Genomic DNA, 14373 nt, shown 5'->3' with positions numbered 1-14373 from the left:
CGGGCAAGATGCCCATCCCACAAGAGTTATTTTTTATTGTGGGACGGGCATCTTGCCCGTCCTATAAATTTATGAAAAGATTTATGAAAAGGACTTTTGCAAGAGGTCTAATCTATTTTTGGGTTAAAAACAACCAAATTTAGGCGGTTATTATCTAGCAATATCTGACCAAAACTTTCTCCTTCAAAAAGCTCTGTAAAAGCATTTAGTGGAATTGCCAGATACAGTTGTCTTTCTGATTCCGTCCGTTTTAAGATGTCATAGTAAAGAGTATATTGACCCAAAGCTTGCTCTAAATCTGCAATTCTAGACTCTCTGATAAAACTTTTAACTTCAACGGCTATCTTGCGATCGTTGTTCTCAGCAGCTAGTAGCTCTTCGGCACCAAGATCGATAGGTTTCTCTTCGCCCAAGCCAAGGGATACGGATCGTGGGTAATTGTCCAGCCAGCCTTAATGAGAGCCTGTTTGACAACTTGATGATAAATGTCTCTTGCTGGCACGATCGCTCTCTTTTGCTATCGAGGTTGACACTCACTATTATAAAGTGCAGAAGTCTCAACCATTATTCGAGAAATTCAATCTGAAACAACACGATCGCCCGTTAGCGAAGCCCTCGAAGAGGATCGCCCCACCCAAATAGTCCTGAACCCACATTGAGGCCAGAAACCGGGTTTCTTCCTATATCTCTAGCCCAGAATCTGCGATTTTTCAGAGAAACCCCGTTTCTTCGCGTAACTCCTACCAAATCAGAATCTGGCAATTCCCTAAATATAATTAAAATTTGTTAAGATTAACTCGACCTCAGCGCCGGCATCCCATCCGCCGCTAAACCAGCCCTTCCCCAGTCCCCACAACAATGCTGCGACTCGAACACATCAGTAAAATTTACCCCACAGGCGTCGTACTCAAAGATGTCACCTGGGAAGTCAAGCCAGGCGATCGCATCGGCTTAGTAGGCGTCAACGGTGCCGGCAAATCCACCCAACTCAAAATCATCGCCGGCGAAATCGAACCCACCGCAGGCGAAGTCATTCGCCCCGCCAGCCTCCACATCGCCTACCTCTCCCAAGAATTTGAAGTAGATCCGACTCGCACCGTCAGAGAAGAATTTTGGCGCGCCTTCAGCGAAGCCAACGAAGTCCACGAATCCCTGATGCAAGTCCATCGAGACTTGGAAACCTCCACCCCAGAAAATCTCGACGAACTGATCCACAAAATGGACCGGCTGCAACGGCAATTTGAAGGCTTAAACGGCTACGGTTTAGAAGCCCAAATCGAGAAAATTCTGCCCGAAATCGGATTTGAACCCGAAGACGGCGATCGATTAGTCAGCGCCTTCAGCGGCGGCTGGCAAATGCGGATGAGTTTGGGCAAAATTCTCCTCCAAAAACCCGACATCCTCCTGCTAGACGAACCTACCAACCACCTCGACTTAGAAACCATCGAATGGCTGGAAGTTTACCTCAAAGGGCTGACAACCCCAATGGTAATCGTATCCCATGACCGAGAATTTCTCGATCGGCTTTGCACCCAAATCGTCGAAACCGAACGCGGCGTTTCCAGCACCTACCTCGGCAACTACTCCTCCTACCTGCTGCAAAAAGCAGAAGCCAGAGAAGCCCAACTCAGCGCTTACGAAAGCCAGCAAAAAGAACTCGAAAAACAGCAAGCATTCGTAGAAAAATTCCGCGCCAGCGCCACTCGCAGCACCCAAGCCAAAAGCCGCGAGAAACAGTTAGATAAAATCGAACGCATCGAAGCCCCCACCGGCGGATTAAAAACTTTGCATTTCCGCTTTCCCCCCGCACCCCGCAGCGGCCGCGAAGTAGCAATAATTGAAGATTTGGTGCACACCTACGGCGAAAAAATCCTATTTTTGGGAGCCGACTTATTAATTGAAAGGGGCGATCGCATAGCCTTTCTCGGCCCCAACGGCGCGGGCAAATCCACCCTGCTGCGACTGATTATGGGTTTAGAAAAGCCTTCAGAAGGTACCGTCAAATTGGGAGGCCACAACGTCATCCCCGGTTACTTTGAACAGAATCAGGCAGAAGCCTTAGATTTGAATAAAAGCGTGATCGAAACCATTCACGACGAAGTACCCGACTGGAAAAATGAAGAAGTTCGGACTTTGTTGGGGCGGTTCTTGTTTACCGGCGAAACAGTATTCAAACAAGTCGGCGCTTTGAGCGGCGGAGAAAAAGCCCGTCTGGCTTTAGCAAAGATGCTGTTGACTCCCGTGAATTTGCTGATTTTGGACGAGCCGACAAATCACCTCGACATTCCGGCGAAAGAGATGATGGAAGAAGCGATTCAGAATTATGACGGTACCGTAATTATCGTTTCGCACGATCGCTATTTCATCTCCCAAGTAGCTAACAAAATTGTCGAGATTCGCGATGGAGAATTTCGCCCTTATTTGGGAGATTACCACTACTATCTGGATAAAATAGCCGAAGAAAAAGAGCTAGCAAAAATCGCCAAACTTGAAGCTGAAAAAGCGGCTAAAAAAGCAGAAAAAGAAGCGAAGAAAAAAGCGACTGCTAAGCAAAAATAAAGCGGCAACGGTCGCAGATAAACCTTACATCTGCGTTTATCTGCGTTCATCTGCGGTTAGAAATAAAACATCCCTATTTCTAACCCAAGACTATCTTAATCATCTGATTCGCCTGCGACACATAACTCCCACCAAACAAATTAAAATGATTCAAAATGTGATAGAGATTATATAAATTTTTCCGCCGATCGTAGCCTCCATCCAAGGACCAAACCTGATTATATCCTCGATAAAACAGCGCCGGAAACCCGCCAAATAACTCCGTCATCGCAATATCAACTTCTCTATCTCCAAAATAAGTTGCCGGGTCAAAAATCACCGGTTCCCCCGCAGATGTCACCCCCGCATTTCCCCCCCACAAATCCCCGTGAACTAGAGAGGGTTGAGGTTCATAACCAGCTAACAATTCAGGAATCATCTCTAATAAACGTTCCCCTTGCGGAAAATGACCGCCCCGACGCTTAGCCAATTTTAACTGATAACCAATCCGATGTTCTGCCCAAAATTCGGCCCAATTTGCCGTCCAATTATTAATTTGCACCGTTGAGCCGATCGTATTATTAATATCCCAACCAAAAACTCCCCTTAGCAAGGTAGAATGAGGCTCTTCTCCCCCCCTTAGCAAGGTAGAATGAGGCTCTTCTCCCCCCCTTAGCAAGTTAGAATGAGGCTCTTCTCCTTCCCTTAGCAAGGTAGAATGAGGCTCTTCTCCCCCCCTTAGCAAGGGGGGGTTGGGGGGGGTGTATTTGTGCATTGCCGCGAGTTGGCGCCCCATTTCTTCCCAAGCTCTCTCGGCCCCGCGACCTCCCAAATCCAGCCATTCCAGCACAATATAACCGGAATTCCCCTCAGTTCCCCAGCAAATCGGCTCAGGTACTCGAATCGTCTGGGTTGCCCGCATTTGCTGCAAACCCAAAGCCTCGGCTTCAAACATCGCAATTTGGGAAGCTTGATTGATTTTCGCGAAGTAAGCGCGGGAACTGCTGCTAATAGAAAAGCCTTGATTGATGCAGCCGCCGCTGACAGAATGGCGATTGTCAATAGAAAATGTTTCTCCGGTTGTTTCAGAGATGTGCGCGGCAATTTTGTCCCACATAGCATCAAATCGTTTTAAGGGCGATCAAAATTAGTTTATATGACGGCAGACACTTTACTGTTCATATTTTTAGTTAATTTGCCGATCTAATTTTCGCTCCGGGCACCAATAACTCACGCCACCCTCAAGTATTATTATATGGTGGAACAGGGGTTAAGGGCGATCGTACAGGCTAAAGATTCAGCAATCTAAATTAGCCTGGACAAAACTCCTGCTCAGTCTCATCTCATGTCCAGTTGGTTCATTCTTTGAGCAGCAAAAATCTCCCAAGGGCCGGTTGACGCCAGATCTTTGATTTCCCGCCATCAGCGACGTAAACCCGCTCGGCCGACACAAACAATGCGATCGGACATACCTCTCTTCTGTCACTCTAAGCAGAGTATAATCCCTCTTCTGTCACTTCGGGGAGAGTATAAGATTAAGCAGCAACCCAATCCGTAGCTACTAGATTGTTAAAAAGTCAATTGCTCACGTTCAAAAAAGTCGATCGAACTTTGTTCTGGCTCACGGGCGTGAAAATTTATAGCAAGCATCCGGTATCTAATATGGAAGTCAAAGAGCTTCTCGGTATTGCTGCCCCTGGCGATCAACAGTGATGTCCCGCCCGCGCCCCACACTACTGGCTCGCGAGCGAGCGACGCGCTCGCTCCCACAACGCTCGACACCGCTGGAGGCGATCGGCTCGACATCGCTGTGATGAGCAATCGACAGGGTGGCCTGATCGCCCGATCTCGACAGTGGGAATCCGATCGCCAGCGACACTTAACCTCATCAAACCTTGCAGCTCGACACTGCTATATTCATCAGTTAATTCACGAGCGTTCGGCGATGCGTCAAATTTTTCAGAATGTTTTTGAGCCAGAGCGCCACAATTTTTGAGGATATTTATGGTAACACTATCACGCCCGAGTAGACCATCCGTCAAATTCATCGACGACTATTGTCACAACTATCGACAGCTCTTTGATGAAGTCAGAAATTATGAAGCATTTGAGCTCCTAAATCTGGGACTGTTATCAGAACTGCCCCATAAATCCTTACCTCAAATAGCCAGAGCTGTAGGGTGATCGAACAGTCAATCTTTACATCACTTTTTACAGAATGCGACCTGGGAGGCTTCAGCTTTAACAGCCACCCGACTCAAATTGATACTTCAATTAATTGGAGAACAAGAAATCATCTTGTGCATTGATGAAACCGGAGATGTTAAAAAAGGAAAAGCTACTGATTATGTATCCAAACAGTATATTGGCAACTTGGGAAAAACCGCAAGGGGAATTGTATCGGTCAATGCTTATGCAGTTGTGGGAGAAATTACCTATCCATTACTGTTTAAAATTTTTCAGCTCAAAGGGTGTCTGCTACCGGAAGACACCTACAAAACCAAACCTCAGCTTGCCATCGAAATTCTGCAAGAACTTACAGAAATTGGCTTTCAGATCTCCCCAGAGTTAGCAGACAGTTTATATGGGGAAAGTGGAGATGTCGTTGGCACGTTAGAGCGCTTAGGATTGCATTTTATTGTTGCCATTGGCAGTAATCTGGCGTGTCTGGCTAGCCCCCGGACAACGAGTACGTTATAATGCCTGGAAAGCATACCAACAGCAGCTCTCACACCGTCAACCCAAGGTGCATCTCACTTTTGCAAATATATGAAAATAGGTTCGGCTCTTCTGGGTTTTTGGTGAAAACCGTATAAGGAGATACCGCTACTTGATTTCTACCGTATGGATATTCATCTTGACAGACTGCTTAATCTACCCGATGTTACTGTTGAAAGTTGCATCCAAGAAGCACCTGAGGTTTTCTTGAAACTGCGCTTTCTTCGCGAAGAAAGTAATTATCGATACTGTGATCATCCGAGTGATCAATTGAATCAAAATCGACCTGTATTGATACGGGATCTATCGATTTTCGGTCAACCCGTTCATTTACAGGTTCCGCGCCGCCAATTTTACTGTAGGACTTGTCAGAAATACTTTACGGAGAGTTTGAGCTTTGTCGATTGGGAACGGCGATATACCCAACGCTATGAGAATGATATTTATCAGCGAGTTCAAGCAACCACCATCGAGCAAGTCAGCCGAGAGGAAGACTTGAGTTGGGATCAGGTACAGGGGATTTTCAATCATCGGTTTAATCAATCAAAAAAGCAGACTGGGGAACGGTTACTCGTCTGAGTATTGATGAAGTTAGTAAATGCAAAGGGCATCAAGATTTTGTCACAGTTGTTGCCGACATTGACCGTGGCAAATTGGTTGAGGTGATTGATAGTCATAAACAGGAGGACTTCACGGGGTGACAACGCCGTCAAAACTTCGGCATCGTCAGGGACATAGCCCTCAAACCCCTCTGAAAAAATGGTAGCTTGTTCCGTCTTATTGCCATTAATTCCTCAATCATTTTTTCACAAAATTCTCTGACTATTACCCAAGAATGACCATACAATCCCATCCAAAAACTACTATGTCGGCGTATAGTTCGCTTTGCTTCTTTGAGGCGGCCCACATATTTTTGAATACCGAGCTTTTGAATTTCTTTTCCTTGTAAAGTGGCGCAACTGTAGGCGAAAGCTATCAATAAAATTAAAGTTTTCAAGCGCTCAGTAGAAGCGTGACTTTTTTCAAGATTATAGCCTCCCGTTTTACAATCTTTGAACATAGCTTCGAGCCCACTCCGACATTTAAATGTGGCGACAGCTTCTTTCAGAGTTCCTAAATTTGTGAGCAGATACCAACCTTCGTCTTCCCCATGACCTCTATATCGACGCTGCCAATAACCTGCAATATCAAATAAGCCAAACCCTTTTTTCTGGGTGACTTGAACATCCTTTAAATAAAAGCTAGTACCGGGCATTAAACCTAAATTACTTAACCGTTTAAAATTTTCTCCTTCTTCAATATATCGCCCCTTTTGTATTCTTAAAACAAACCTTACATTCTTTTCGTTTAACCATTTGGCAAGTTTGACGCTACCAAATTCGCTGTCTCATATTAGCACGAATTTATATTTGTTTAGCAAGGGGAAAATAGGTAGAATTATTTTTTTTTGCTCTCGGATATTACTGCACCCTTTTTTGGGTAAAATCTGCCAGTACAATGGTAAAGCTCTTTGCTGCCAAATTAGGCAGATGAAAAATATATTTCGGTCACGCCACTGCGTCCTATCAATAGCAACTATTAAGTCTTTCTGTTTGTTGAATTGAGTTATTAAGATGTATTTAATCACAGGGAACCACAATTTTTCAATAGTTCGAGCCGGTAATTTCAAAAATCTTTGAAGGGCGCGTCTTCTACTCTCAAATGTGATCGCGCACAGAGCATGACTGTTGCCAGCGATTCAATGCTTACTTGTTTATGTGCTTGCAGCAAAAAAACTAAAATTTGCAGAGTAAAGTATTCGGCTTGTTTTAGTTGTCTTTGGAAACAATTTTGGTAAAATAGAGGTAACATTGTATATAGATGGGGTTGCTTATAAAAATTGACCCCATCTTTTTTTACCATAAATTGGTCTAACCTTTGTTAGTTATGGGTCAAGACGGGGTTGTCACCCCCTGAACTAGCTACCGCCTACATATCTCAAATGGGTTCTCTAAAGAAGCGGAACGGGAAGGAACACAGAAGAAGGAAGAGGGAAGAAGAAAGAAGGGCAGGACACGGATTTGGACAGGAATATACTGATGAATTTAACTGTGTTTCCTTTCGTCTCCCCATCTCCCCCTCTCCTTATCTGCCTCTTTGCCCATCTATTCGCCCTCAACTTTTTCAGTATTGCCGCCTTTGACCCAACCTTCGCGATTGCCATCCTCAACCCGAATTCGCTGCCACTCTTTATCCGGTGACTCTTCCAAAACCACGACTTTTTCCTTGTAACCAACACCACCAATGCGGTTCGAGTCTCGGCTACCAGTATCCCGAAGAATTAAGCCGATCGGCTGAGTCACCAGAGCTCGGTAAGCTCCGGGTTCCAGCGGTTTCGGAGACGGGGCATCGCTAGATGTAGAAACAGGGCTAGCCTGGGCTGTTGACTTCGGCGCAGCGCCTGCAATCTGAACTGGTGTTTTGTCGTTGGGAAAAACAGGTCTTTCGGGCACAGTCGTTAGCTTAGCGGCAAAGTAAAGTGCAGCCGCCACGCTAGCACCTGCCATCAGGACGATCGCTAGCAGAAAACCCACTAAAAATTTGAAAACGCTATATAGACTGTTCATAAAACCGCAAATGAAGGAAGAACGAAGTTCGGCAACAAAGCCGTGTACAAGATTTAACGGATTTAAAGGAGGGATTTTGAGATCCAAAGGAAGGGTCCGAGGGAGGGGAGAGAGGGAGAGTGGGAGAGGGCGAACTCCGGAGAATTGGGAAAATCTTCCTTCTTCCGACGGACATCGGACTGACATCCGTTACATCCGTTACATCCGTTACAGAATCCGTTGCCGAACTTCCTTCTTCCTTCAAAAGCTTACCCTTGAATCCGGCGGCTCAAACTGCCGTATCTAGAAGCAAGGCGAGCTTTTCCAGCAGCGGCCCAATCTTGGAGAAACTGGATTTGTTCTTGAGCCGTTCTGGCTAAGGGCACCATCTGACTAGCTGATTCTAAAATATCATCTGTGGTAAAGTCTCGATTTTGGCTAAACCCAATGTGCATTGCTTCAATCAAAGTTTGCTCGATTTCGGCTCCTGAAAAATCGGGAGTTTCGTAAGCCAAGCGCTCTAAATCGTAACTTTTGATGCTGTGCGATCGCAACCGCAACAAATGTACCTCAAAAATCGCCCGCCGTTCCTCCTGGCTGGGCAAACCCACAAAAAATATTTCGTCAAACCTGCCTTTTCTCAGCATTTCTGGGGGCAAAGACTGGATGTTGTTGGCCGTTGCGACTACAAACACCGGCGAAGTTTTTTCGGCCAACCAAGTAATAAAAGTCCCGAACACGCGGCTGGTTGTCCCGGAATCCCCTTTACCGTCCAATCCCCCAAAAGCTTTGTCAATCTCGTCAATCCACAGCACGCAGGGGGCCAAAGCTTCCGCTAGCTGAATCATTTGCCTGGTGCGGGATTCCGATTCTCCGACTAATCCGGCAAACAAGCGCCCGACATCCAACCGCAGCAAAGGCAAATGCCAGTGGTGGGCGATCGCCTTTGCTGTTAAGGATTTTCCGGTTCCTTGAATTCCGACTAACAACAAACCTCTGGGATGCGGCAAACCGTATTGGCGGGCTCGATCGGTAAAAGCACCGCCGCGCAGCAGCAGCCATTCTTTGAGATTGTCCAAACCGCCGATATCGGAAATATTTTCGCGGGCTGGGTAAAAATCCAGAATTTGAGTTTGGCGAATTGTTTGGCGCTTTTCTTCTAAAATCAGTTCCGCGTCGTCGGGATGGAGTTCGCCTCTGGTGGCGATCGCCTTTGCCAAAACTCTGCGGATTCGTTCGATCGACAGCCCTTGACAGGAGCGCACTGTTTCGTCCAGCAAACGCCCTTCAATGGCTTGTCCGGTAGCCCCTAACAGCCTTTCTACCTCAATTTTGATTTCCGTCGCTGCAGGCAGGGGAAATTCCAAAACTGTGATCACTTCGCTGAGGTCTTCCGGGATGGAAATTAGAGGAGATACGATGACAATATTTTTGGGGACAGATTTGAGGAGTCTCGCCAAATTCCGCAGCTTGCGGGAAATCGAGACATCTTCCAAAAACCGCTGAAAGTCGCGCAGAATAAAAATTGCCGGCGCGGAGGCGGGCAATTTTTCGAGAAATTCCAAAGCTTGCAGCGGGTTGCGCTTGCCAAAACCAGCATCGTTGGGATTGCCTTGGTAGCCATCAACAAAATCCCAGATGTATACGGCGCGAGAACCTTGTTTTTTGGCACTTTGGGCGATCGCCACTTCTACGCGCTCTTCTTCCCGTGTGGGAATGTAAATTAGGGGGTAGCGCGATCGCAGCAGCAGTTCAAACTCGTCGCTAAAAATAGTCATTAGTCAGTTGTCAGTGGTTAGTTGTTAGTTGTCAGTGGTTATTTCTTATTTGTTATTTCTTATTTGTTATTAGCTAATGCCAACTGCCAACTGCCAACTGCCAACTGCCAATTGACTAAGGCAATTGCCGTTTAAGTGCTGCCAGAGAAGCCCAGCGACTGTCCGATGCAGCTTCTGACCTTTCTGTCTCTTCTGCATCATTTAAACTTATTCCCGGACATTGAGCATCGCATAGCTGTTTGTGCGGCAGTTCCAAACACATGTGCTCGTACACCCAATCGCCCGGAGAGAAATAGCCGCCAGGCGACAAATTTTCCACCAAATCTTCTAAAGGCACTTCTATTTCTGCTGAACTTGAATCTGTCTGATTTGCTGTTTCTTCCAGCCATATTAGTTCAGATGAGTTGAGTGCCAAACGGTGATTGTATTGTTTCAAGCATCTGTGGCAGGTGAGAGTAACAATTGTTTCTGCTTTCGCCTTCACCTCAAGATAATTCCCTTGGTGACTCACTTGTAGTCGCCCCCGCACCGGAGTAAGAGTTTCTAAATCGGGGATAAATTCTTCAAAATCTATGACCTCTTTCCGCTCTGTTTTTGTGAGGAGATGAGGGATATAAATTGTCTCCATAATAATCTCTCGCCGTTTTATTATGTTTGTTTCAACGCCAAAGTCAAAAGTCAAAAGTCAAAAGGAATAGCTAATTTTTCGCTTTTTCCTTTTTCCTTTTTTCTCTTTTTATTGTCAGCGCAGGCGAACTACCAAACGCCGATCTGGTTCTTGTCCTTGACTGTAAGTTTCTATGTCCTCACATTCGCTCAAAAAGCTGTGGACTTGACGGCGTTCTGCCGAAGACAGCGATTTGAGTTCAAATTCAACTCCCGTCGAGCGCGCTTGATCTGCTGCGTACTCTGCCATCGATCGCAATTCGGCTTGGCGGCGGATGCGATAGCCATTAAGTTCAACTGTATAAGGAAGTGACTCCTCTACTTCCTGACCTATATTCTGAACCGTGTTGCAGAGGTACTGAATGGCATCTATTACATTACCCTCAGGCCCGACTAAAATTGCAACTTGTTCTGCTGTCAGATTGCTTTCATCTATTGTCATCCAATAACAATCTTTTTGTTGTTCGCATACCACTTTTGACGGAAGGGCGGACAGTTGTAACAATTCTTCTAACCATTGCTGTCCGCGCTGCATTTGAGAGTCTTTCATTGTTGTTAAAATCAAGCCTTTTTCTTGGCACGCTTTGGCTCAAAGGGCATGGCATCTAATCCCTGGTCTTTTTTGGTTTTCGCCTCTGCTTCGTCTACTATTTTTTGGAGGTTTTCCGGCAGCGGTTCTCGGGACAAAATAAACGATTGAACTGTCTGGAAGATGTTAGCAATCAGCATATACATCAACACGCCAGCAGGCAGTGGGAAGAACAAAAACATCCCCGAAAATATGACTGGTGTCAGTTTGTTAACTGTAGCCTGTTGGGGGTTGTCGTTTGGCCCTTGTGCTTGTCCCGAAAGAGTTTGGTTGATATACAAACTGATGCCGAAGCCCAGAATCATCACCAAAATATCCCAGTGGATTGTACCGTCTGAGTCGATCGCGCCAACGCGGCCTAGAGCTTCAATAAACAGGAATCCTTTGTTAGTAGCCAATCCGGGGATTGTGCCTTGAACTGTGGCTTCACCGGGCGCTAAGGCCGTGATGTTACCCTGTTCATCTACCTTGACCAGTTCTTCGCCTTTGATGACTTTCCAGCGGGGTTCAAAGTCGATTTCGCTCTTATTTTCTGTCGCTAAGGCTTTGAGAGCTTTGCCCTCTGGGGTTTGAAAATCAATCTTGGTTGTGTCGCCGACTGCGAGTTTGTCGCCGCCTGGAATTACGCCCACAACTGGAGCATGAAAAGTACCTGTGACGTAAATATTTTGGGGCGGTGTTGCAAAAGCTTGCGGTTGAACAGTTTCGATTTGTTCTTTCGGCAAAACTTGAACGTTGACGCTGTAATTTATGTCAGAAAACGGCGAACCCCGTAGGGTTGCAAACAGTGCAAACAGCACTGGCATTTGCAGCACCAAGGGGAAGCATCCTGCTAGAGGATTGCCAAATTCTTTGTATACTTTGCTCATTTCCTCCTGCTGTTTTGCAGGATTTTCTTTATAGAGTTTTTGAATTTGATCTACTCGCTCTTTCATCAACGGCTGCGCTACTTTCATGCGCCGCATATTGCGAAGAGAGCCTGCGTTGAGAGGATAAAGAGCAAAGCGAATCACGAGCGTCAGTGCTACGATCGCTAAACCGTAGCTTGGCACGATCCCGTAGAAAAAATCTAGGATCGGCAGCATTAGGTTGTTGGAGAGAAACGAGATACCAAAATCCATTCGCTTTGAGTTAATTTAGCTGCTCTATGTTTGCTGTTGAGAACTATTTTTACCCGCTGAAGGCGAGCCGCCTCAGTTTTCGGGGTTTTGTCTCTATCTTAGGACATTACCCGTCGATCGACCGCCCGCTAGCGGTTTTTTGTTGAGTTTGCCAATAGTCGCACTCACTTCACCCTGATTTGAGGGCGAAGCGGTTCGGTTATTTAGCTTCGGCCGCATTTGCTTTTTGAGCGGCTGCGGGCAGTTTTTCGTTAATGTAGTCATACATGGCTCGAAATTTCGGCATAGCTCTTAGTTCCAAGCGGCTGCCATTTTTCATGGTGAGGACCATGTCTCCGTAACTCCCGAAACCGCGAGGTACTGTGACGATTTTGACTATATCTGAGTAGATAACGTCTGTGCGATCGCCCCCCATCCAACCGCTAGTTACGGACACTCGGCGACTCGTGATCCGATACCGCAGCCACAGAGCCCGGACAATTCCTCCTACTGCGAGGGGGATGCCGACGACTGTCAGCCCTAGGAGTAAGTTGAGGATCAAGTCTCCCGGCGCGGGGCCGCCTTCATAATATACTTCCTCTCGAATTCCCATCTAGCACCTCGGCTTCTACCAACAACTGCTCTAATTCTTGCAGAATTTCTGCATAATTGCACTCTTGTGCGATCGGACGCACAACAATTACTAAATCCCACCCGAATTTTAATCGGGGCAATAGGTGTCGCAAAGCTGCCCGAATCTGACGCTTAATCCGGTTGCGGACTACAGCGCGTTTGCTAACCTTCAGGCTGATAGAAATGCCTGTGCGAGTTGGCTGCAAGGATTTTTCGGCTGTCGGTTTGCTTAATTCGACGCTTTTGGGTTTACGCAGAGCTCTTAAGGTCAAATGAGCGGAGTTGCGGCGAATTCCCTTGCGGTAGACGGCGCTGAAGTCTTTTCGGTGCTTGAGTCGGTTTGTAGGAGGCAACATGGCGTTGGGCGATCGTTGAGGCCTCTCAACCTTGATGCAGTGCTAGACTGCGAGGCGGTGGCGACCTTTGCTGCGGCGGGCTTTGATTACCAATCGACCGGTTGCGGTACGCATTCTGGCGCGAAAACCGGATGTTCTTTTTCTTTTGCGGCTGGTTCCGTGCAGGGTTTGCTGTGTCATTTTGATTTCTCCGGGCTTGTTACTTTACTTTTGATTAATATTCACAATCTTCTAGTTTACCATAGAGTGGTTTTCTTGGCAAGATTTTTAATAATTATGTGTATGGTACCGCAAATGCAATATAATTCTAAGTGAGAATCATAAGTTAGACTGCTTAAGATTTTACAATAAATCAATTAAAAAGGTTTTAATGAGAGCTATGGAAAAGATCAAGCTACCAAATGGATTAGAGTGCTATTCCTTAAGTCAAAGAGAAACAGAATATATATATATATTCCGAAATTTTTGATGAACAGCAATATGTTCAAAATAATATTGTTGTTCGGGAAGGTGATTGTATCTTTGATGTCGGTGCAAATATCGGTATTTTTGTGTTGTTTATGAATCAGCTACAAAAGAATTTAAAAGTTTTTGCCTTTGAACCAATTGAACCAGTATTTACAGTATTAAGTAATAATATAGAGCTTCATAATCTGACGAATGTTTCGATATTTAAATATGGTTTAGGTTCAGAGGATAATGCAGAGCGAGTTTTTATATTTTACCCTAATATGCCAGGCAACTCTACCGAAAGACCAAAGGAAAAGATAGCTCAAAGAGATGTGATGATTGATGCAATCGGACAAGAACAGACAGACTATTTTTTTAAAAATACTCAAGTTAGTGGTGAAATTAGAACCTTGTCTCGTGCGATCGAAGACTTATCTATTGACTCGATAGATCTGCTTAAAATAGATGTGGAAGGAGAAGAACTTGCTGTGATTCAAGGTATAGAACCAAATGATTGGATAAAAATAAAGCAAATTGTTGCTGAAGTCCACGATATCGACAATAGATTGGAACAGTTTCAATCTATTCTCCAAAATAACGGTTTTGAAGTAACGATTGAGAAGAATGCTTTGTTGCCTGCTGCATTAAATAATTTCAATGTGTATGCGGTGCGACAGTATTAACGTGGATAGGCACTCACATACTCTGTCGATATTGAAGGTAGAAAGATTTGATAGAAGTGCCGTGGTGTGCTTACTCGTGAAAACAACTCAGGTTTATCGATTGGTCTGCCTGCACGTTAGGAGAGAAAGTCCAACGGCAATCAAGTTCAAATTGGCACAGTTGTGGGGAAGTGGCCTGGGAGTCCTAAAAAAAAATAGACCTCTTGCAAAAATAACTAGGACGGGCAAGATGCCCATCCCACAATAATTATTTTTTCTTGTGGGATGGGCATCTTGC

13 protein-coding genes and 3 pseudogenes are annotated in these 14373 nt (G+C 45.6%); 5 read left to right on the top strand and 11 right to left on the bottom strand.

Going from position 1 to position 14373, the window contains the following annotated elements; genetic code table 11:
* Positions 1–107: 107 nt before the first annotated feature.
* Positions 108–502: pseudogene (locus ACUVJL_RS36110) on the bottom strand (element excision factor XisH family protein).
* 356 nt (positions 503–858) lie between these two features.
* Between ACUVJL_RS36110 and ACUVJL_RS36105 the strand changes: the two are divergent.
* Positions 859–2559 (top strand): ABC-F family ATP-binding cassette domain-containing protein, encoded by a 1701-nt coding sequence (locus ACUVJL_RS36105; protein ID WP_445250214.1) that lies wholly within the window; start codon positions 859–861, stop codon positions 2557–2559.
* A gap of 79 nt (positions 2560–2638) precedes the next feature.
* On the opposite strand, the gene ACUVJL_RS36100 is transcribed toward ACUVJL_RS36105, so the two are convergent.
* Complete coding sequence (locus ACUVJL_RS36100) at positions 2639–3655, bottom strand: fructosamine kinase family protein (RefSeq protein WP_445250213.1); 1017 nt, start codon at positions 3653–3655, stop codon at positions 2639–2641.
* Between the two features lie 570 nt (positions 3656–4225).
* On the opposite strand from ACUVJL_RS36100, the gene ACUVJL_RS36095 reads away from it, so the two are divergent.
* The 3 genes and pseudogenes from ACUVJL_RS36095 (at position 4226) to ACUVJL_RS36085 (ending at position 5835) form a co-directional block, all read left to right on the top strand.
* Complete coding sequence (locus tag ACUVJL_RS36095) at positions 4226–4534, top strand: hypothetical protein (RefSeq protein ID WP_445250212.1); 309 nt, start codon at positions 4226–4228, stop codon at positions 4532–4534.
* Positions 4535–4737: 203 nt separating this feature from the next.
* Positions 4738–5238: pseudogene (locus tag ACUVJL_RS36090) on the top strand (transposase); the annotation flags it as partial.
* A 144-nt stretch (positions 5239–5382) separates the two neighbouring features.
* The gene (locus tag ACUVJL_RS36085; RefSeq protein WP_445250211.1) at positions 5383–5835 is read left to right on the top strand and encodes a helix-turn-helix domain-containing protein; all 453 of its coding nucleotides are present in this window, start codon (positions 5383–5385) and stop codon (positions 5833–5835) included.
* A 130-nt stretch (positions 5836–5965) separates the two neighbouring features.
* On the opposite strand, the pseudogene ACUVJL_RS36080 reads toward ACUVJL_RS36085, so the two are convergent.
* The 9 genes and pseudogenes from ACUVJL_RS36080 to rpmH form a co-directional block, all read right to left on the bottom strand.
* Positions 5966–6583 (bottom strand): annotated as a pseudogene (locus ACUVJL_RS36080) (IS4 family transposase); the annotation flags it as partial.
* Positions 6584–7400: 817 nt separating this feature from the next.
* Positions 7401–7862: an SH3 domain-containing protein gene (locus ACUVJL_RS36075; protein ID WP_333122717.1), complete on the bottom strand. Its 462-nt coding sequence runs from the start codon at positions 7860–7862 to the stop codon at positions 7401–7403.
* Positions 7863–8110: 248 nt separating this feature from the next.
* Positions 8111–9619, bottom strand: a complete 1509-nt coding sequence (locus ACUVJL_RS36070) for an AAA family ATPase (RefSeq protein ID WP_445250210.1) — start codon at positions 9617–9619, stop codon at positions 8111–8113.
* A gap of 115 nt (positions 9620–9734) precedes the next feature.
* Positions 9735–10247: a YceD family protein gene (locus ACUVJL_RS36065; RefSeq protein WP_445250209.1), complete on the bottom strand. Its 513-nt coding sequence runs from the start codon at positions 10245–10247 to the stop codon at positions 9735–9737.
* A gap of 114 nt (positions 10248–10361) precedes the next feature.
* Positions 10362–10835: a Jag family protein gene (locus ACUVJL_RS36060; protein WP_445250208.1), complete on the bottom strand. Its 474-nt coding sequence runs from the start codon at positions 10833–10835 to the stop codon at positions 10362–10364.
* 11 nt (positions 10836–10846) lie between these two features.
* Complete coding sequence (gene yidC, locus ACUVJL_RS36055) at positions 10847–11995, bottom strand: membrane protein insertase YidC (protein ID WP_445250207.1); 1149 nt, start codon at positions 11993–11995, stop codon at positions 10847–10849.
* A gap of 199 nt (positions 11996–12194) precedes the next feature.
* Positions 12195–12587 carry a PH domain-containing protein gene (locus ACUVJL_RS36050; protein ID WP_445250206.1) on the bottom strand — a complete coding sequence of 131 codons (393 nt, stop codon included), beginning with the start codon at positions 12585–12587 and terminating at the stop codon, positions 12195–12197.
* Positions 12559–12963, bottom strand: coding sequence for a ribonuclease P protein component (gene rnpA, locus ACUVJL_RS36045; protein WP_445250205.1), 405 nt, complete (start codon positions 12961–12963; stop codon positions 12559–12561). The genes ACUVJL_RS36050 and rnpA overlap by 29 nt, the downstream gene beginning before the upstream one ends.
* 42 nt (positions 12964–13005) lie before the next feature.
* Positions 13006–13143, bottom strand: coding sequence for a 50S ribosomal protein L34 (rpmH, locus tag ACUVJL_RS36040; protein WP_006632320.1), 138 nt, complete (start codon positions 13141–13143; stop codon positions 13006–13008).
* A 263-nt stretch (positions 13144–13406) separates the two neighbouring features.
* Between rpmH and ACUVJL_RS36035 the strand changes: the two genes are divergently transcribed.
* The gene (locus tag ACUVJL_RS36035) at positions 13407–14096 is read left to right on the top strand and encodes an FkbM family methyltransferase (RefSeq protein ID WP_445250215.1); all 690 of its coding nucleotides are present in this window, start codon (positions 13407–13409) and stop codon (positions 14094–14096) included.
* The last annotated feature ends 277 nt before the right edge of the window (positions 14097–14373 follow it).

The sequence above is a fragment of the Microcoleus sp. OTE_8_concoct_300 genome (assembly GCF_031383065.1).
Classification (GTDB): domain Bacteria; phylum Cyanobacteriota; class Cyanobacteriia; order Cyanobacteriales; family Microcoleaceae; genus Microcoleus.
Note: the sequence above shows the minus strand (reverse complement) of the source record. Positions and strands in the feature narration are given on the sequence as shown.

What these genes read in the sequence shown, in the direction of transcription:
- ACUVJL_RS36060 (WP_445250208.1), bottom strand. Translation starts at nt 10,835, where the DNA reads ATGAAAGACTCTCAAATGCAGCGCGGACAGCAATGGTTAGAAGAATTG.
- ACUVJL_RS36070 (WP_445250210.1), bottom strand. Translation starts at nt 9,619, where the DNA reads ATGACTATTTTTAGCGACGAGTTTGAACTGCTGCTGCGATCGCGCTAC.
- rpmH (WP_006632320.1), bottom strand. Translation starts at nt 13,143, where the DNA reads ATGACACAGCAAACCCTGCACGGAACCAGCCGCAAAAGAAAAAGAACA.
- ACUVJL_RS36105 (WP_445250214.1), top strand. Translation starts at nt 859, where the DNA reads ATGCTGCGACTCGAACACATCAGTAAAATTTACCCCACAGGCGTCGTA.
- ACUVJL_RS36085 (WP_445250211.1), top strand. Translation starts at nt 5,383, where the DNA reads ATGGATATTCATCTTGACAGACTGCTTAATCTACCCGATGTTACTGTT.
- ACUVJL_RS36100 (WP_445250213.1), bottom strand. Translation starts at nt 3,655, where the DNA reads ATGTGGGACAAAATTGCCGCGCACATCTCTGAAACAACCGGAGAAACA.
- ACUVJL_RS36075 (WP_333122717.1), bottom strand. Translation starts at nt 7,862, where the DNA reads ATGAACAGTCTATATAGCGTTTTCAAATTTTTAGTGGGTTTTCTGCTA.
- rnpA (WP_445250205.1), bottom strand. Translation starts at nt 12,963, where the DNA reads ATGTTGCCTCCTACAAACCGACTCAAGCACCGAAAAGACTTCAGCGCC.
- ACUVJL_RS36065 (WP_445250209.1), bottom strand. Translation starts at nt 10,247, where the DNA reads ATGGAGACAATTTATATCCCTCATCTCCTCACAAAAACAGAGCGGAAA.
- ACUVJL_RS36050 (WP_445250206.1), bottom strand. Translation starts at nt 12,587, where the DNA reads ATGGGAATTCGAGAGGAAGTATATTATGAAGGCGGCCCCGCGCCGGGA.
- yidC (WP_445250207.1), bottom strand. Translation starts at nt 11,995, where the DNA reads ATGGATTTTGGTATCTCGTTTCTCTCCAACAACCTAATGCTGCCGATC.